Origin of the sequence: Streptomyces dryopteridis (assembly GCF_049606955.1) — a bacterium.
GTDB lineage: Bacteria > Actinomycetota > Actinomycetes > Streptomycetales > Streptomycetaceae > Streptomyces.
Genome location: NZ_CP187113.1, coordinates 5,906,803 through 5,925,098, shown reverse-complemented (window position 1 = coordinate 5,925,098; position 18,296 = coordinate 5,906,803). Strand labels below are relative to the sequence as shown.

The following is an 18,296-nucleotide window of genomic DNA, read 5'->3' as shown; positions in this document are numbered from 1 at the left end:
CGGCGACCCCTGGGAGGTATGTTGCGTTTCCCTACCCGCTCCACCTCGTTACGACGCGCCGCGCGCGCGTCCCTCGCGGCTCTCGTGGCCCTCGCGGTGCTGCCGCCGCTGACCGCGTCCGCCGCCGGCCCCGCCCCGGATCCGTCCGCGACGGTGACGGCGCGCGGCGGGGGCCTGTCGGCGGTGATCCGGTACACCGAGTACGGGGTGCCGCACATCCTGGCCCGGAGCTGGGCCGATCTCGGCTTCGGTTCCGGTTTCGCGCAGGCCGCCGACCAGGTGTGCGTGCTGGCCGACGGGTTCGTGACCCTGGCCGGTGAACGTTCGCGGCACTTCGGCGCGACGGCGCCCACCGACTGGTCGCTGTCCTCGGCGAGCACGAACCTCTCCAGCGACCTCTTCTTCCGGGGGGTGCGCGAGTCGGGCACCGTGGAACGCCTGATGGCGCGGCCGGCTCCGGCGGGCCCGGGCCCCGAGGTCCGGGAGCTGATGCGGGGGTGGACCGCCGGGTACAACGCGTGGCTGCGGCAGAACGGCGCGCGGATCACCGACCCGACGTGCAAGGGCAAGCCCTGGGTGCGTCCGGTGACCGAGACGGACGTGGCGGCGCGGGCGTTCGCGGTGGCGGTGCTCGGCGGTCAGGGACGGGCGGCCGACGCCGTGGTCTCGGCGGCCCCGCCGGACGCCAAGGACCGCGCGGCGGCCGGGATTCCCGCGCCCGAGGCCCCGTACGACCCGGTGCGGGAGCCGGCGCGGGCGGCGGAGGCGGCCCGGGCGATGTTCGAGGCGGCGCGGCGCGACATGGGGTCGAACGCGGTGGCCTTCGCCGGGTCGACCTCGGCGAACGGTTCGGGGCTGCTGCTGGGCAATCCGCACTACCCCTGGCAGGGCGGGCGGCGGTTCTGGCAGTCGCAGCAGACGATCCCGGGGGTGTTGAACGTCTCGGGGGCCTCCCTGCTCGGCACCGCCGTGGTGAACATGGGCTTCAACGAGAAGGTGGCATGGAGCCACACGGTGGCCACCGGGGTGCCCTTCACCGTGCGGCAGTTGACCCTGGACCCGGCCGATCCGACCGTGTACCTGGTGGACGGGGTCGCGGAGCGGATGACCCGGCGCGAGGTGACGGTGCCGGTCTCGGGCGGCGGCGCGCCGGTGACGCGGACGCAGTGGTGGACCCGGTACGGGCCGGTGGTCTCGGCCCTGGGGCCCGGTCTGCCGCTGCCCTGGACGCGGTCCGCGGCGTACGCCCTGTCGGATCCGAACGCGGAGAACCTGCGCGCCTCCGACTCCTCCCTGGCCATGGGGCGGGCGAAATCGGTGGGACAGTTGCGCGAGGCCCTGGCCCGCACCCAGGGCCTGCCCTGGGTGAACACGATCGCGGCGGACGCGGCCGGCGGCACCCTGTTCACGCAGTCCCAGGTGGTGCCCCGGGTCACCGACGAGCTGGTGGCCGACTGCGCCACACCGCTGGGCGGGGCCCTGTACCCGGCGTCCGGGGTGGCCGTGTTGGACGGGTCACGGGCGGCGTGCGAGCCGGGTTCGGACCCGGACGCCGTGCAGCCGGGCGTGTTCGGCCCGGGCCGGACCCCGACCCTGAGCGGGGCCCCGTACGTGGAGAACTCCAACGACAGCGCGTGGCTGGCCAACCCGGACCGGCCGATCACGGGCCACGAGCGGGTGTGGGGGGACGTGGCCACGCCGCGTTCGACGCGCACCCGGGGCGCGCTGGAGGACGTGGCGGCGCTGGCGGCGCGCGGCCGGCTGACCCCGGCGGACCTGCGAGGGCAGCAGTACGCGAACCGGGCCCCGGCCGGTGACCTCGCGGCGGCGGACGTGGCGCGGGCCTGCGCCGACCTGCCCGGGGGTACGGCGGTCGGCACCGACGGCCGGTCGGTGGACGTGTCGGCGGCCTGCGGGGTGATCGGGCGCTGGGACCGGACGACGGACACCGGCAGCCGCGGCGCGCTGCTCTTCGACCGGTTCTGGCGGCGGCTGACGGCCTCGACCCCGGCCAAGGACCTGTGGAAGGTGCCGTTCTCGGCGGCCGATCCGGTGCGCACCCCGAACACCCTCAACCGCGGGGCGGCAAGCCTCGGTCGGGCCTTGGCGGACACGGTGGCGGAGCTGCGGGCGGCGGGGATCGCGTTGGACGCGCCGCTGGGCGAGCACCAGTTCGTGACCCGGGGCGGGGAGCGGCTGCCGGTGGGCGGCGGCGCGGAGGCGCTGGGGGTGTGGAACAAGGTGGAGCAGCGCTGGGACCCGACGGGCGGCGGCTACACGGACGTGGCGCACGGCACCAGCTACGTGCAGGCCGTGGGGTGGGACCGGTCGGGTTGCCCGGTGGCGAGCACCCTGCTCGCGTACGGGCAGTCCTCGGACCCGACCTCGCCGCGCGCGGTGGACCAGACCCGGTTGTTCTCGCGGGAGGAGTGGGCCCCGGCCCGGTTCTGCGAGCGGGAGATCCTGGCCTCGCCCGCGCTGCGGGTGGTGATCGCGACCGAGCGGCGCTGACCGCCCGGTGACACGCGGCCGGCCGGGGCGGTGGGGGTGTGAGCCCCCTCGCCCCGGCCGGTGCGGGTCCTTCTCTGCCGGTCCGTCAGGGGCTGACGGCGAGGAAGAGGTAGGAGGCCAGGAGCACGAGGTGGACGCCGCCTTGGAGGAGGGTGGCGCGGCCGGGGACGATGGTGAGGGCGCCGACCACCACGGTGAGCGCGAGCAGCACCATGTGGGTGGGGCCCAGGCCCAGGGTCAGCGGGCCGGAGAGCCAGATGGAGGCCAGGGCGATGGCCGGGATGGTCAGGCCGATGCTGGCGATGGCGGAGCCGTAGCCGAGGTTGAGGCTGGTCTGGACGCGGTTGCGGCGGGCGGCGCGGACGGCGGCGAGGGTCTCGGGGAGCAGCACGAGCAGGGCGATGATGACGCCGACCACGGCGTGCGGGAGGCCGGCGCGGGCCACGCCCGACTCGATGGTGGGCGAGACGGCCTTGGCGTTGCCGACGACGGCGACAAGGGCGACCAGGAGCAGGCCGAGGCTGATCAGGGCGGCGCGCGCGGTGGGCGGCTCGGCGTGGTCCTCGTCGTCCCCGTCGACGCTGGGGACGGCCTTCTTGGGGCGCTTGGTCTCGACGGGCAGGAAGTAGTCGCGGTGCCGGACGGTCTGCACGGCGATGAACAGGCCGTACAGGGCGAGGGAGGCGACGGCGGCGAAGCCGAGCTGGGCGGTGGAGAACTCGGGGCCCGGCTTGCTGGTGGTGAAGGTGGGCAGGACGAGCGAGAGGGTGGCGAGGGTGGCCACCGTGGCCAGTGCGGCGCCGGAGCCCTCGGCGTTGAAGACGGCGACCCGGTTGCGGAGCGCTCCGACGAGGAGCGAGATGCCGACGATGCCGTTGCAGGTGATCATCACGGCCGCGAACACCGTGTCCCGGGCCAGGGTGGAGGTCCCGGGTCCGCCGTCGGCCATCAGGGTGACGATCAGGGCCACCTCGATGACGGTGACCGCGACGGCGAGGACGAGGGAGCCGAAGGGTTCGCCGACCCGATGGGCGACGACCTCCGCGTGGTGCACGGCGGCGAGGACGGCTCCGGCCAGGCAGAGGGCGACCAAGGCGACGGCGAAGGACGGGAGTTCGCCGCCCAGACTGAAGGCCAGGGCCGCGAGTGCCACTACGGGGACCACCACGGTCCAGTCGGTCAGGGCTGATTTCGTCGCCGTCGATGTCATGTCACGAGTCTAGGCATACACCCGTACTTACGGCCTTGACCTGTGTGTTTTGCGTGCCTTTTACTCGCGTTTCCGTGCCCTGCCCGGGGCCCGGTCCGGGAGTTCACCCGAACGGCCCCGGACCGGCGAACGCCCTTGTGAGGGCGCACGGAACCCGCCGCCCGCTCCCCCGGTCGGGGGGTGCGGACGGCGGGTTCGGAGACTGTGTCACATCTCACCCGGCCCTCGGGTCCTTCGGCCGGTCCGAAGGGCCGTCGGGGGCCGGGCCCGTTCACATGGGTCGGTCGTGACCCTCCCAGTACGGGTCGCGCAGCCGGCGCTTGTAGAGCTTGCCGTTGGGGTCGCGCGGCATGGCGGCGGTGAAGTCCACGCTCTTGGGCCGCTTGTAGCCGGCGAGCACGCGTTCGCAATGTCCGAGGATCTCGGCGGCCAGCGCCGGGCCGGGGGTGAAGCCCTCGGCGGCCTCGACCACGGCCTTGACCTCCTCGCCCCAGTCGGCGTGCGGGATGCCGAAGGCGGCGGCGTCGGCGACGGCGGGGTGCGAGAGCAGGGCGGACTCGATCTCGGCGGGGTAGATGTTGACCCCGCCCGAGATGATCATGTCGATCTTGCGGTCGCGCAGGAACAGGTAGCCCTCCTCGTCGAGGAGACCGAGGTCGCCGACGGTGAAGAACTCCCCGATCCGGTTCTTGCGAGTCTTGTCCTCGTCCTTGTGGTAGCTGAACCCGCCGGTGTTCATCTTGAGGTAGACGGTGCCGAGTTCGCCCGGCCCCAGCCGGTTGCCCTCGTCGTCGAAGATCGCGAGTTCGCTGATGGGCCAGGCCCGACCGACCGTGCCGGGCCTCTTCAGCCAGTCCTCGGCGGTGGCGAAGGCGCCGCCGCCCTCGCTGGCCGCGTAGTACTCCTCCACGCAGCCGCCCCACCACTCGATCATGGCGCGTTTGACGTGGTCGGGGCAGGGGGCGGCGCCGTGGATGGCGTGCCGCATCGAGGACACGTCGTAGCGGTCCTTGACCTCCTGCGGCAGGGCGAGGAGCCGGTGGAACTGGGTGGGCACCATGTGGGTGTGGGTGCAGGCGTGACGGTCGATCAGGCGGAGCATCTCCTCGGGGGTCCACTTGTCCATCAGCACCAGCGGGTGTCCGATGTGCAGGGCCGCGCCCGCGAACTGGAGCACGGCCGTGTGATAGAGCGGGGAGCACACCAGATGGGTGTTGCCGTCGAAGGGCCGGATCCCGAAGATGCCGAGGAAGCCGCCGAGGTAGGTCTGCTCGGGGAGCTTCCCGGGCAGCGGCCGACGGATGCCGCGCGGGCGGCCGGTGGTGCCGGAGGTGTAGTTCATGACCCAGCCGAGCGTGCGGTCCTCGGGCGGGGTCTCGGGCCGGCCGGCGGTGAGTTCGGCGAAGGGCCGGAAGCCCGGGACCTCGCCGACCGCGTAGCGGTGTTCGGCCGGCAGCCCGGCCTCGTCGGCGGCGCCGGCGGCGGCCTCGGCGAAGCGTTCGTGGGCGATGAGCACCTTGGCGCCGGAGTCCTCGACGATCCAGGCGATCTCGGGGCCGACCAGGTGGTGGTTGACGGGGACGAGGTAGAAGCCGGCCTGGGCGGCGGCGAGGTAGGCGGTGAGGAACTCCACCCCGTTGGGCAGGACCACGGCGAAGGTGTCGCCCACCCCCAGGCCCGAGGCGCGCAGTCCGTGCACCAGGCGGTTGACCTCGGCGTGCAGCCGGCCGGCGGTCCAGCTCGCGCCGTCGGGGGCCACGAGCACCACCCGGTGCGGGTCGGCGGCGGCCTGGGACCAGAAGCCGTTCGGCGGGGTGGCGGCGGTGTTGTCGGTCATGCCTCGGCTCCTGTGTCTCGTCCGGCGATGCGGTTGACGCGGTCGATGGCCCGTTCGAAGCCCCGGGTCAGGTCGTCGAAGACCTCGCGCACGGAGCGTTCGGAGTTCATCCGGCCGACGATCTGGCCGACCGGGGTGCCGAGCAGCGGCTCGACCTCGTGGCGTTGGATGCGCGAGACCGCCTCGGCGACCAGCAGGCCCTGGAGCGGCATCGGCAGGGCGCCGGGCCCGGCCGGGTCGTCCCAGGCGTCGGTCCAGGCGGTGCGCAGTTGGCGGGCCGGTTTGCCGGTGAGGGCGCGGGAGCGCACGGTGTCCCCGGAGCCGGCGGCCAGCAGCTTCTCGGTGAGGGCGCGCGAGTGGAGTTCGGCCTCGGTGGTGGTGAGCCAGAGCGAGCCGAGCCAGGCGCCCTGGGCGCCGAGGGCGAGGGCGGCGGCGACCTGTTCCCCGCCGCCGATGCCGCCGGCGGCCAGGACGGGCAGCGGGGAGACCGCCTCGACGATCTCGGGGACGAGCACCATGGTGGCGATCTCGCCGGTGTGTCCGCCGGCCTCGTACCCCTGGGCGACGACGATGTCGATGCCGGCCTCGGCGTGCCGGCGGGCGTGCTTGGCGCTGCCGGCGAGGGCCGCGACGAGCACGTCGTGCTCGTGGGCGCGGGCGATCACGTCGGCCGGGGGCGAGCCGAGGGCGTTGGCGAGGAGTCGGATGGGGTAGTCGAAGGCCACGTCGAGCTGGTCGCGGGCCACGCGTTCCATCCAGCCGGTGATCCGCCAGCCCGACGCCTCGCCCTCGGGCAGTTCGGGCACGTCGTGCTTGGCGAGGGTGTCCCGGACGAACTCGCGGTGTCCGGCGGGGATCATCGCCTCGATGTCGGCCTCGGTGACCCCGTCCACGGCCTTCTTGGCGGGCATCACCACGTCGAGGCCGTAGGGCAGCCCGTCGGTGTGGTCCTGCATCCAGTCGAGGTCGCGGCGCAGGTCGTCGGGGGCGGTGTAGCGAACCGCGCCGAGCACCCCGAATCCGCCCGCGCGGGTGATCGCGGCGGCGACCGCCGGGAAGGGGGTGAAGCCGAAGATGGCGTGCTCGACCCCGAGTCGTTGGCTCAGCTCCGTCTGCATGGGCGGCAGGATGCCGCAGCGGAACGGGCGAGGGAAGAGGTTTTCTGATGCTGCGTCAGATTCTTTGCCGAGTGATCGGGGCGAGGTCCCCCGGTGGGCGGGCAGATACCCAGTAGCGTGCGCGGGACACGAAGGGAAGGACCGGTCATGGGCGAACACACGGGGGTCAGCGCGGACACGACACGGGCCGGCGCCGAGCCCCCCGGCCGGCCCGCCCCGCACCCGCCGGTCCCGGCCGGCCCCGGCCCGGAGTCCGGGCCCGCGCCGGCCCTCTCCCGCCGTCGTCTGGGCGCCCGGCTCCTCGCCCTCGGCGGGGTCCTGCTGCTGCACGCGGCCCTGCCCGGGTCGGGCGCGGCGGCCTCGGCCCCCTTCGGCCCGGCCGAACGCCGCGATCTCCAGGGACTGCGGCTGCGCTACGGCTCCGCGCGCCAGGCCGGGCTGACCGAACGTCACCTGGACGGGGTCGTGGACGCGGCCCGCCGGGCCCTGGGCCCCTCCCCCGAGCACCCGTACCACGCGGGGGCCGTGGTGCTGGCCGGTCGCGGCCGCACGGTGGCCCTGCACCGGGCCGTGGGGCACGCCGTGCGCTACTCGGGCTACGACGGGCGCACCGACCGGGCCCGGGAGTTCCCGCCGCACGAGCGGATCCCGATGTCCGAGGACACCGTCTTCGACCTGGCCTCCCTCACCAAGCTCTTCACCTCGATCCTCGCGGTCCAGCAGATCGAGCGGGGCCGGCTGGCCCTGGAGGAGCCCGTGGTCCGCCGGCTGCCGGAGTTCACCGGCGGCGGCAAGGAACTCGTCACCCTGCGCCACCTGCTCACCCACACCTCGGGGCTGCGCTCGTGGGCCCCCTTCTACCTGGAGAGCGGCCGGCCCGGCCAGGAGCGGCTGCTGTGGTCGGCCCGCCCCCAGGACCCGCCGGGCAGCGTCTACCGCTACTCCGACCTCAACCTGATCACCCTGCAGTTCCTCCTCGAACGGGTCACCGGCCGCACCCTGGACGTACTGCTCCGCGAGGAGATCACCGCCCCGCTGGGCATGCACCGCACCCGCTACGACCCGCCGCGCGCCTGGCGCCGCTCCATCGCGGCCACCGAGGTCCAACGGCCGCCGTGGTCGGGGCTGGACCGGGGCCTGGTGTGGGGGGAGGTCCACGACGAGAACGCGTGGGCGCTGCGCGGGGTGGCCGGGCACGCCGGGGTGTTCGGCACCGCCTGGGACCTGGCCGTCCTGGCCCGGACCCTGCTGGACGGCGGCTCCCACGCGGGCCGCCGGATCCTGCGCCCGGCCTCGGTGGAACTGCTGTTCACCGACTTCAACCGGGAGTTCCCCGGCCACGACCACGGCCTGGGCTTCGAGCTGTACCAGCACTGGTACATGGGGGCGATGGCCGGCCCGCACTCGGCCGGGCACACCGGGTTCACCGGCACCTCCCTCGTCCTGGACCCCTCCACCGACTCCTTCCTGGTGCTGCTCGGCAACTCGGTGCACCCGGTGCGGACCTGGCGGGCCGGGAGCGCGCCCCGGGTCGCGGCCGGCAACGCGTTCGCGCGGGCGGTCCCGGTCAGGACCCGGCACGGGGGCGCGGCCTGGTTCTCCGGCATGGAGCCGGGGGCCGAGGGCACCCTGACCCTGCCCGAGCTGACGCCCACCCGCGCGACGGCCCGGCTGCGGTGCGCGATCTGGTGGGACACCGTGCCCGGGGAGGGCGGGGTCGCCCTGGAGGTCTCCGAGGACGGCGGCGCCTCGTGGGCCCCGCTGCCGTGCACGACCACGCGCGGGGTGGACGGCGCCCCCGAGTCCTGGCCCGAGGGCTCCCTCACCGGCTGGTCGGGCCGGGTCTGGCACCGGCTGGAGGCCCCGCTGGGGGCCTGGGCGGGCCGCCCGGTCACGATCCGGTTCCGGCACCACGCCCGGGGCCGCTACGTGGGGCGGGGCGTGTACGTGGACGTGCCCCGGGTCGCCGACGGCCCCCGTCTCCTCTTCTCCGAGGACCGGCCCGCCGACGGCGCCCGCCTCACGGCGATCGGCTGGACCCGCTCCCACGACTGAGGGCGCGGGGCCGGGCCCGGCCGGCTCAGCCGGGTGGGGCGGAGAAGGGGCCCGGGCGTTGGATCAGGGCCAGTTCGTCGCGGTGGTCGGCCTCCGTCGGGCCGCGTTCGTCGCGCACGTACTCCTCGGCGGCCCGGACCCGCTCGCGGTCGAGGTCCAGGCGGATCTCCCGGGCCACCTCGTCCACCTCCACCACGGCCTCCCGGGGCACGAGGACGACGCGTCCCGTCAGTCGGGTGCCGATGTCGACGACCAGCCAGGAGCCGGCCACCTCGTGGGCGTGCCCGTCGACCGTGCCGACGGGCCCGTCCACGCAGGTCACCGTGAATCCGGCGAACTCGGTGGTCGGGGCCTCGGCCTCGACCACGATCCGGTGCTCGGCGTCCTCGGGCGCCCCGTGCCCCGGCTGTTGCTCACGCATGGCGGGCTCCTCTCCGGCCGCGCGGCGCGCGGCCCCGGTGTCCTGCCCCGCGTCTGGCCGCCGCCGGCCGGCCCCAAACCCCCGGGGTCCGGGTCGGTCCGGGTCAGGAGCCGCCCGCGGTCACGGGACGTTCGGCCGGGTCGGCGGACGCGGCCTCGGCGGCGGGCGGGTCGGCCGGCGGCAGCGCGCTGGCGTGCCCGTGGCCGCGGCCGCGCAGTTCGGCGGCGCGGCGCCGGCGGGCCCCGGCCTCCTGGTGCCGGCCGAGGCGGTCCAGGCAGTGGGCCTCGTCGCCGAGGGCGTCGAGGGTGTGCGGGTGGTCGGCGCCCAGGGCGCGTTCGCGGGCGGCCGAGATCTCCCGGTGCAGGGTGAGAGCCTCGCCCCAGCGGCCGAGCCGGCCCAGTCCGACGGCGATCTCGCGGCGGCTGACCAGGGTGTCGGGGTGGTCGGGCCCCAGGACCCGGGCGCGCAGCACGCCGACCGCCCGGGCCTCCTCCACCGCCTCCGTCCAGCGGCCGAGTCGTCCGAGGTTGACGCCGTACACGTGGCGGGCGCGCAGGGTCTCGGGGTCGCGGTCCCCGTAGGCGCGGGTCCGGTCGCGGACCAGGTCGCCGTAGAGCTCCAGGGCCTCGGCCCCCCGACCGAGCCGGCCCAGCGCGATGCCCACCTCGTAGCGGGCGGCGAGGGTGTCGGCGTGGTCCGGCCCGAGGGCGCGGGCCCGGCCGTCGGCGACGGTCCGGTATTCGATCAGGGCCTCCTCCCAGCGGTCGAGGCAGCCCAGGGTCCAGGCGTTCTCGTAGCGGCTGAGGAGGGTGTCGGGGTGGTCGGCGCCCAGCACCCGGGCGCGGGCCTCGGCGGCGGCCAGCGCGGCGGCGTACGCCTCGGCGTGCCGGTCGAGCCGGCCCAGGGCGCAGGCCAGGCTGTGTCGGCTCAGGAGGGTGTCGGGGTGGTCGGGCCCGAGGGCGCGGACGCGGGCGTCGACGACCTCGCGGTGCAGGGCGAGGGCCTCTTGCCGGCGGCCGAGGAGGCCGAGGCAGTGGCCGATCTCGTGTCGGGCGGCGAGGGTGTCGGGGTGTTCGGGGCCCAGCCGGTCGTTGCGGGCGGAGGCCAGGTGGATGTGGGCGGCGAGGGCCTCGCCGAGACGACCGGCACGGGCGAGCCGGCGGGCGTGTTCCAGCGCCGCCGCGTCCTGGGTCTCGGACGGGTCGGGTGCGTCGGGGGCGCCGGTCGGGCCGGTCGGGCCCGGGGTGGGGCCGGGGGCGAGGGGTCCCATGAGGGTGAGGCGGGGGTCGGTGGGGCCGCCGCCGGCGGTGAGCGGGGCGGGACCCTTGGTCCAGGTGCCGTGGAGCTGCGCCCAGGCGCCGCTGGCCGGCCGGGACTCGACCCCGGCCTTGCGTCCGGCGGGGATCTCGCGGGCCCAGCCGGGCAGGGCGGGCGGCGGGGGTTCGGGCGCGGGCCCGCCGCCCTGGGCGAGCCGCCGGTTCTCCACGAGGGCGCGGTGCAGGACCCGGGCGTCGGCGGGCCGGTCCTCGGGGCGTTTGGCGAGCAGCCACAGCACCACGCGTTCGAATTCGGCGGGGAGTTCGGGGCGGTGCCGGCGGGGCGGCACGGGCAGCGTGTCGCGGTGGCCGACCAACACGGACCAGGAGTCGCCGAGGTCGAACGGGGGCGCCCCGGTGGCGATCTCGTAGAGGACGCAGCCCAGGGAGTACAGGTCGCTGCTGTGGTCGACCTCGGCGCCGGAGATCTGCTCGGGGGACATGTAGTGCGGGGTGCCCATGGCCATGCCACCGCCGGTGAGCTTGGCGGTGAAGCCGATGTCGTGGGCGAGGCGGGCGATGCCGAAGTCGCAGATCTTCACCGTGCCGTCGGTGAGCCGCATGATGTTGGCCGGTTTGAGGTCGCGGTGCACGACACCCTGGTCGTGGGTGTAGGCGAGGGCGGCGGCGACCTGTTCGGCGATGTCCACGACCACGTCCACGGGCAGCGGCCGGTCCTCGGCCTCGGCCATGAGCTGGCTCAGGTTGCGGCCGTCGAGGAGTTCCATGACGAGGAACAGCATCCCGCCGGCGCCGCTGTCGTCGCCGAAGTCGTGGACGACGGTGACCCCCCGGTGCTGGAGGGAGGCGGCGACCCGGGCCTCGCGGCGGAACCGCTCCCGCATCACCTGCGTGAACTGGGCGTCCTGCTCCGCGCCGAGCGGTTTGAGGCACTTGACGGCGACGTGCCGGCCCAGGGCCTCGTCCCGGGCCCGCCACACCTCCCCCATGCCGCCGCGCCCGATCAGGTCGAGCGATCGGTATCGGCCGTGGATCAGCCTGGACTCCGCCATCTCCTGTTGTCGCCCCCGTCGTGGTTCTCGTGGTCTTCGCGCGCCCTCCCCAGTCGCTCCAGTATGGCCGCCGACCGGGGTGGGCGGTACGACGAGGGGCGGCTCCCGGGGCCCATGCGACGCATTGCTCTCAAGATGTGACCTGGCGGGAGCCTCCACCGCAGACCTGCGGGAACGGCGCGCAGGACGCCGGCGAGCCGGCGCAGCCGCCGGTCCACCTCGGCGGGCGGGGGCGCGGGCCGGCCGTAGAGGGCGTGCGCCCACGGCGGGAGGGTGTCGTAGGCGAGGGTCGAGACCGGGGACCACAGGACGCGCCGGGCGGGCAGCAGCAGCCGGGCGGGCACGGGAGGGGAGCGCAGGAAGTCCTCGACGGCGCGGGCGTCGGCCCCGGCGGCGAGGACGGGGCGGAACGCCTCCAGTCGGGCGTCGAGTGCGGCGACGGTGCCGGGGGCACCGGTCGGGTCGAGGCCCACGAGGCGGGCGTTCACGCGGTTCTCGGCCACGTAGGCGTCGGCCCGCGCGTCGGTGAGGGGGACCCCGGAGCGGCGCAGCACCTCCAGGAAGGAGGAGATCTGCGCGCAGTGCACCCACAGGAGCAGGTCGGGGTCGTCGAGCCGGTACGGGGTGTCGTCGACGGGGTCGCGGGCGGTGAGGGAGCGGTGCACGCGACGCACCCGGGCCCCGGCCGCCTCGGCCTCGGCGGTGGTGTCGTAGGTGAGGGTGCCGACGAAGTCGGCGGTGCGCAGCAGTCGCCCCCAGGCGTCCTGCCGGAAGTCGGAGTTGGCCATGACCCCGCGCACGGCGCGGGGGTGCAGGGCCTGGAGCCACAGGGCGCGGACGCCGGCGATCCACATGACGGGGTCCCCGTGGCATTGCCAGGTGACGGACCCGGGCCCGTAGAGCCCGGGGTCGGGCGGCGCGGGCGCGGGGCCCGGTCGCCGGGCCGTCGGATCCGTGTGCGCGTTCACCTGCGACCCCCTGTCCCCCGCCGGGGCCGGCCCGGCCGGTACCCCGATTGTCCCCCGCCCGGGCGCCGAGGGACAGGGCCGGTCGCCCGGCACGGTCGGCCCGCGCTCAGCCGTCAGCGGCGGACTCGGGGCATGCCCAGGCCGATCCACGAGATGATCTCGCGCTGGATCTCGTTGTTGCCGCCGCCGAAGGTGAAGATGACGGCGGAGCGGTAGCCGCGTTCCAGTTCGCCGTGGAGGACGGCGCCGGCGGAGCCGTCCTTGAGGGGGCCGGCGGCGGCGACGATCTCCATGAGCCAGGCATAGGCGTCCCGGCGGGCCTCGGAGCCGTAGACCTTGACGGCCGATGCCTCCTGCGGGGTGAGGGTGCCGGCCTCGACCTCGCCGACCATCCGCCAGTTCATCAGCTTCATCGCGTCGAGCCGGGCGTGCGTGCGGGCCAGCCGGCCGCGGACCCAGCCGAGGTCGATGACGCGGCGGCCGTCGGCGAGGGTGGTGGCGGCGGCCCAGCGCTGGGTGTCGTGGAGGGCGCGCATGGCCATGGTGCCGTGCGCGGCGAGGGTGACGCGTTCGTGGTTGAGCTGGTTGGTGATGAGCCGCCAGCCCTTGTTCTCGGGGCCGACGCGGCGCGAGGCGGGCACGCGGACGTTCTCGTAGAAGCTCGCGGTGGTGTCGTGCGAGGCGAGGGTGTTGATCAGGGTGTACGAGTAGCCGGGGTCGCTGGTGGGGACGAGGAGCATGGTGATGCCCTTGTGGGCGGGGGCCTCGGGGTCGGTGCGGACGGCGAGCCAGACCCAGTCGGCGGTGTCGCCGTTGGTGGTCCAGATCTTCTGCCCGTTGACGGTGTAGGTGCCGGTCTCCTCGTCGCCCTCGCGGACGGCCTTGCAGGTGAGGGCGGCGAGGTCGGTGCCGGCGGAGGGTTCGCTGTAGCCGATGGCGAAGTCGATCTCGCCGGAGAGGATCCGGGGCAGGAAGTACTCCTTCTGCTCCCGGGTGCCGAACTGCATGATCGTGGGTCCGACGGTGTTGAGGGCCATCAGCGGGAGCGGGACGACGGCCTGGGCGGCCTCGTCGAAGAAGATGAACTGTTCCATGGCCGACAGGCCCCGGCCGCCGTACTCCTCGGGCCAGCCGACGCCGAGCCAGCCGTCGGCGCCGAGCCGGCGGATGGTCTCGCGGTAGAAGCGCTTCTGGGCCGCGGGGTCGGCGTAGCGGGCGTGGACGTCCTCGGGGATCAGCTCGGCGAAGTACTCGCGCAGTTCTTCGCGCAGGCGCTGCTGTTCGGGGGTGTAGGCGAGGTGCACGGCCCCTCCGGGTCGGTCGCGGTCCGGGTGTTGGCGGTGCCGGGCGGGCCGGCGGCCGACAGAGTAGAACCTGTTCCACAAATCCGGAAGGGGTGCCGCCCGACCGGCGGGCCGCGGATCGCCCCGGGGAGAATGGCGCCGGAGGGTGGGCGCCCGATTCGCCCTCGACAGGCCGGGAGGGCAACGGACATGACGCAGGATCGACTCGACGGGCCCGCGGTGCGGGCCGCGACGCACGCCGACATACCCGAGCTGGTGCGCCTGCGGGGCGTGGCCCTGGCCGCCCTGGGCGTGGACCCGGGGCCGGCGGACGCGCCGTGGCGGGCGGCGGCCGCCGAGTGGTTCGCGGTGCGGATCGGCCACCGCGCGGACTGGGCCTGCCGGGTGGTGGGCGGCGCGCCGGGCGAGCCCCTGCTGGCGACGGGCGCGGCGTGGCTCACCCACCACCTGCCGCACCCGGGGCGCTTGGACGGGGTGCGCGGGTACCTGGACGCGATCGTCACCGACGAGCCGGCCCGGGGGCGGGGGCACGGGGCGCGGATCGTGACGGAGCTGGTGGCGTGGTTGGCGGGGCTCGGGGTGGAGCTGGTGCAGTTGCACGCCAGCGCGGACGGGGAGCCGGTCTACCGGCGGCTCGGCTTCGAGGACGCCCGGTTCCCGGCCATGGACCTCTTCCTCAGCCCCGCCGCACCGGCCGCAGGCTCGTCTCCGGGGAATCGGGCCTGATCAGCACCTTCACGTGCTCCTCGGGTCGGCGCAGGGAGGCGAAGGCCGCGTCGAGCCCGCCGAGGCCCGCCTGCCCGGTGAGCAGCGGGGCGGGGTCGATCCGGCCCTCCGCGAGCCGCGTGAGGGTGGCGCCGAACTCGGCCGGCGGGTAGGTCAGGCACATCCGGATCGTGACGTCCTTGTGGATGCCGATGACGGGCCGGATCACGTCCTCGCCGGTGACCGCGCCGATCTGGAGGATCTCGCTGCCCCGGGGCACGGTCTCCAGCAGCCGTCCCAACAGGCCGGGTTCTCCGACGCAGTTCACGACGGTCATGGGCCGGTCGGCCGCAGCGCGGCCCGCGAGGGCGCGGCAGGTCTCGATCGGGTCGGCCTCGCGCGGGTCGAGGACCGTGTGGGCGCCGAGGGCGAGGGCCGCGGCCCGGCGCAGCGCGGAGGGGTCGGAGGCGACGACGGGTTCGGCGCCGCGTTCGCGCAGGGCGGCCACGGCGCCGAGGCCGACGGGGCCACAGCCGAGGACCGCGGCCGGAGTGCCGGGGCCGGCGACGGAGCGGGCGATGTTCCCGAAGCCGACGGCGAGGGGTTCGGTGAGGGCGGCGGCGGCCGGGTCGAGGCCGGCGGGGACCGGCAGCAGGGCGGCGGCCTGGACGACGAGGCGTTCGCCGAAGCCGCCGGGGAACTCGTTGCTGTAGCCGACGGTGCGCACCCGTCCGGCCGCGTCCAGGGCCCAGGGCAGGGCCACCACCAGCGCGCCCGGGTCGGGTCCGGCGGCCTGCGGCCCGTACTCCAGGACGCGGGCGGAGAACTCGTGGCCCAGGACGAGGGGGCGGGTGGGGTCGAAGAGGAAGCCGTGGGCGCCGGAGTCGCGGGCGGCGCCGAGGAACTCCTCGGTGTGGGCGACGGCCCCGAGGTCGGAGCCGCAGATCCCGCATGCCTCGACCGCGAGCAGCGCCTGTCCGGGCCCGGGGGTGGGCTCGGGGTGCTCGACCACCTCGAACAGGGGCCCGTCGGGGCCGGGTTCGGGGCGCAGCACGGCGGCCCTCATCGGACCTCTCCCTTGCGGGCGATGGCCTCCAGGGTGGCCTGGCGCAGGGTGCCGACGAAGCGTTCGGCGTGGGCTCCGGCCCAGGCCAGGCTCTCGGCGCGGCCGTGCGCGGAGCCGGTGAGCCGGGGCACGACGCGTTCGGCGAAGAGTTCCAGGCTTCGCAGGCCGGCGGCGGGTTCGGCGAGGTCGAGCCGGAGGATGAGGAAGGTGCCGAAGCCGCCGGTCTTCTCGGCGAGGGCGACGATGCGCTCCACGGCGTCCTCGGGGGTGCCGATGACGGCGCGGCCGAAGGTGGGCAGTCCCTCCTCGGTCCAGCGGCGGACGGCGGAGGCCGGGTCGGCGCAGCCCTCGGGGCGGGTGCCGGTGAGGCCCTCCACGTAGTCGAGGAGGTCGCCGACCCCGTACTCGGCCTCGGTCAGGGCCCGTTCACGGGTCTCGGCGAGGTGGACGGGGGTGACCAGGCGCCAGCGGGAGCGGTCCGGGAGGTGCCCGCTCTCGGCGCAGGCCCGTTCGTGGGCGGCCCAGTTGGTGTCGAGGGTGTCGAAGCCGGCGGGGTCGCCGGCGGCCAGGGAGAGCAGGCCCAGCCCGTGTCGGCCTGCGAGGACGGCTCCGGTCGGGGAGATCGCGGAGGCCACCGCCACGTCCATCTCGCGGCGCCGATAGGGGCCGAGTTGGAGGCGGGCGTCGGCGAGGGTGAACCAGTCGGTGGCGGCCGTGACGGTCTCGCCGCGCAGCAGCCGGACGATGGCGTCGAGGGCGTCGGCGGTCATGGCGCGCGAGCGCAGCGGGTCCACCCCGGTCATGGCGGCGTCGGAGGGGAGTTGGCCGGGGCCGACGCCGAGCATGGCCCGGCCCCGGGTCTGTTGGTCGAGCTGGCAGATCCGGTCGGCGAGGATCAGCGGGTGGTGGTAGGGCAGGGAGTTGACGCCGGTGCCCAGCCGGATGCGGCTGGTGCGTTCGGCCGCCGCCGCGAGGAAGAGCTCGGGCGAGCCGATGATCTCGTACCCGGCCGAGTGGTGCTCCCCCACCCAGACCTCGTCGTAGCCCAGTCGGTCCAGGTCCGTCACGAGGTCGAGGTCGGAGCGCAGTTGGACCGCCGGGTCGCCGTCGGGCCGGTGGTAGGGGGCGAGGAACACCCCGAAGCGCTCGGGGAGGGTGGGTGGGGGTCGCATCGCGGGCTCCTTCCGGGCTCGGTGGGCTCCAACCAACACCGCGCGCCCGGGGCTTTCAACGGGGCGGGAGCCCGGGCTCCCGCTCAGTGGGACAGGGGCCCGGACGGGCCGGGTGTTGCGGGAGTGTTGCGGGCCCGTGGCGGCCTCCGGTCGAAGCTTCCGGGGCGCCGGCGGGGCCCGCTACCGTCCGTCACGCCGTCCCCGGGACGGCGTGGACCGATCGGCACGGCGGAGGGGACGGCGCGATGGGCGCGGACGAGGGCATCGGGGAGTGGGAGCACGACCGGACGCGGTTGCGGCAGTGGGCCCGGGGGCGGGCCCGGACCGCGGGCTTGGAGCGGCGTGACCTGCTGCGCCTGTTCGCCCTGGGGGCCGCGGCCGGCGCGGCTCCGGTGCTCGGGGCGGGCCCGGCCGCCGCGTCCCCGGCCCCGCTCGCGGCCGCGCCGCCCGCGCCGCCGACCGTGCCGGGGACCGTGAAGCCCTTGCCGCCGGAGTGGTTCACGGTGCGCGGCACGAACGCGGAGACCCGGTTCTCGGCGCTGCGCGGCACCGGGCACGAGACGCCGATCGAGCGCTTCTTCGTCCGCAACCACACCGTCACCCCGGTGCTCGACCGGGACGCCTGGCGGCTGCGGGTCTGGGGCGCGGGGCTGCGCGGCGGGCGGGAGTCGGAGTTCTCGCTGCGGGACCTGCGGCGGCTGCCGGTGGTGGAGCGGACCCTGGCGGTGGAGTGCGCGGGCAATGGGCGCGGCTTCTACACCTCGCAGCAGGGGCAGGCGGTGTCCGGCACGGCGTGGACCCTGGGGGCGATCGGGGTGGCCCGCTGGCGCGGGGCGCGGCTCGCGGACGTGCTGCGGGCGGCGGGGATCACGCGGCACGCGGTGGACGTGCTGCCGCGCGGTCTGGACGCGGAGGTGGTCACGAACGGGGTGAACCTGGGGCGGGTGCGCCGGCCGCTGCCGGTGTCGAAGGCCCTGGACGACGTGCTGGTGGTGTGGGAGATGAACGGGCGTCCGCTGCCCGCCGACCACGGGGCGCCGGCGCGGCTGGTGGTGCCGGGGTGGATCGGGATCTCCTCGATCAAGTGGCTGGGGGACGTGGAGGTGGCGACGGAGCCGCTGTACAGCCCGTGGAACACCGATCTGTACCGGATGTTCGGGCCCGAGTGGCCGGCGGGCGGGAGCGAGCCGTTGACCCGGCAGAGCCTCAAGAGCGCGTTCGAGCTGGATCTCGGGGCGGAGCTGCCGGCGCACCGCACGCACGTGCTGACGGGCCGGTCCTGGTCGGGCGGGGCGCCGGTGCGCGAGGTGGAGGTGAGCGTGGACGGGGGGCTGCGGTGGCGGCGGGCCCGCTTGCACGACGCGCCGCGTCGGGGCACGTGGGTGCGGTGGTCGGTGCCGTGGACCCCGCACGCGGCGGGGCCGGCGGTACTGTTGGCGCGGGCCGCGGACGCCTCGGGCCGGGTGCAGCCGGAGGTGGCGCGGGCGAACGCGCAGGGGTACCTGTTCGACGCGGTGGTGCGGCACCCGGTCACGGTGGTGGCCTGAGCCGCCGGCCCGCGACGGCGGTCGGCGGGTCGGGCGGGGACGGGCCGCCGTGG

13 protein-coding genes are annotated in these 18,296 nt (G+C 75.5%); 4 read left to right on the top strand and 9 right to left on the bottom strand.

The window, feature by feature from the left end; genetic code table 11:
• Nucleotides 1-18: 18 nt before the first annotated feature.
• Nucleotides 19-2,511: a penicillin acylase family protein gene (locus tag ACN20G_RS25680; RefSeq protein WP_424215182.1), complete on the top strand. Its 2,493-nt coding sequence runs from the start codon at nt 19-21 to the stop codon at nt 2,509-2,511.
• Nucleotides 2,512-2,596: 85 nt separating this feature from the next.
• Here the strand turns inward: ACN20G_RS25680 and ACN20G_RS25675 are convergent, their stop codons facing one another.
• The 3 genes from ACN20G_RS25675 to ACN20G_RS25665 form a co-directional block, all read right to left on the bottom strand.
• A complete protein-coding gene (locus ACN20G_RS25675) occupies nt 2,597-3,721 on the bottom strand; it encodes a calcium:proton antiporter (protein WP_424215181.1) in 1,125 nt (374 codons plus the stop codon).
• 271 nt (nt 3,722-3,992) lie between these two features.
• Complete coding sequence (locus ACN20G_RS25670) at nt 3,993-5,558, bottom strand: acyl-CoA synthetase (protein ID WP_424215180.1); 1,566 nt, start codon at nt 5,556-5,558, stop codon at nt 3,993-3,995.
• Nucleotides 5,555-6,676: an NAD(P)H-dependent flavin oxidoreductase gene (locus ACN20G_RS25665; RefSeq protein ID WP_424215179.1), complete on the bottom strand. Its 1,122-nt coding sequence runs from the start codon at nt 6,674-6,676 to the stop codon at nt 5,555-5,557. Before ACN20G_RS25665 ends, ACN20G_RS25670 begins: the two co-directional genes overlap by 4 nt.
• A gap of 147 nt (nt 6,677-6,823) precedes the next feature.
• Between ACN20G_RS25665 and ACN20G_RS25660 the strand changes: the two genes are divergently transcribed.
• Nucleotides 6,824-8,731, top strand: a complete 1,908-nt coding sequence (locus tag ACN20G_RS25660; protein WP_424215178.1) for a serine hydrolase — start codon at nt 6,824-6,826, stop codon at nt 8,729-8,731.
• A 25-nt stretch (nt 8,732-8,756) separates the two neighbouring features.
• Here the strand turns inward: ACN20G_RS25660 and ACN20G_RS25655 are convergent, their stop codons facing one another.
• The 4 genes from ACN20G_RS25655 to ACN20G_RS25640 all read right to left on the bottom strand — a co-directional run bounded on the left by ACN20G_RS25655 (nt 8,757) and on the right by ACN20G_RS25640 (nt 13,753).
• Nucleotides 8,757-9,152 (bottom strand): hypothetical protein, encoded by a 396-nt coding sequence (locus ACN20G_RS25655; RefSeq protein WP_424215177.1) that lies wholly within the window; start codon nt 9,150-9,152, stop codon nt 8,757-8,759.
• A 103-nt stretch (nt 9,153-9,255) separates the two neighbouring features.
• The gene (locus ACN20G_RS25650) at nt 9,256-11,481 is read right to left on the bottom strand and encodes a protein kinase domain-containing protein (protein WP_424215176.1); all 2,226 of its coding nucleotides are present in this window, start codon (nt 11,479-11,481) and stop codon (nt 9,256-9,258) included.
• A complete protein-coding gene (locus ACN20G_RS25645; protein WP_424215175.1) occupies nt 11,463-12,449 on the bottom strand; it encodes an oxygenase MpaB family protein in 987 nt (328 codons plus the stop codon). The genes ACN20G_RS25650 and ACN20G_RS25645 overlap by 19 nt, the downstream gene beginning before the upstream one ends.
• Nucleotides 12,450-12,562: 113 nt before the next feature.
• The gene (locus ACN20G_RS25640; RefSeq protein WP_424215174.1) at nt 12,563-13,753 is read right to left on the bottom strand and encodes an acyl-CoA dehydrogenase family protein; all 1,191 of its coding nucleotides are present in this window, start codon (nt 13,751-13,753) and stop codon (nt 12,563-12,565) included.
• A gap of 189 nt (nt 13,754-13,942) precedes the next feature.
• Here ACN20G_RS25640 and ACN20G_RS25635 point away from each other — a divergent pair, with 189 nt between their 5' ends.
• Entirely contained in the window at nt 13,943-14,479 is a 537-nt protein-coding gene (locus ACN20G_RS25635; protein WP_424215173.1) for a GNAT family N-acetyltransferase, read from the top strand.
• On the opposite strand, the gene ACN20G_RS25630 is transcribed toward ACN20G_RS25635, so the two are convergent.
• Nucleotides 14,430-15,524 carry a zinc-binding dehydrogenase gene (locus ACN20G_RS25630; RefSeq protein ID WP_424215172.1) on the bottom strand — a complete coding sequence of 365 codons (1,095 nt, stop codon included), beginning with the start codon at nt 15,522-15,524 and terminating at the stop codon, nt 14,430-14,432. The two genes, ACN20G_RS25635 and ACN20G_RS25630, sit on opposite strands and share 50 nt — an antisense overlap.
• On the bottom strand, nt 15,521-16,696 hold the full coding sequence (locus ACN20G_RS25625; RefSeq protein ID WP_424215171.1) for an LLM class flavin-dependent oxidoreductase: 1,176 nt from the start codon (nt 16,694-16,696) through the stop codon (nt 15,521-15,523). Before ACN20G_RS25625 ends, ACN20G_RS25630 begins: the two co-directional genes overlap by 4 nt.
• A 245-nt stretch (nt 16,697-16,941) precedes the next feature.
• Between ACN20G_RS25625 and ACN20G_RS25620 the strand changes: the two genes are divergently transcribed.
• Nucleotides 16,942-18,243, top strand: coding sequence for a sulfite oxidase (locus tag ACN20G_RS25620; protein ID WP_424215170.1), 1,302 nt, complete (start codon nt 16,942-16,944; stop codon nt 18,241-18,243).
• Nucleotides 18,244-18,296 lie beyond the last annotated feature (53 nt).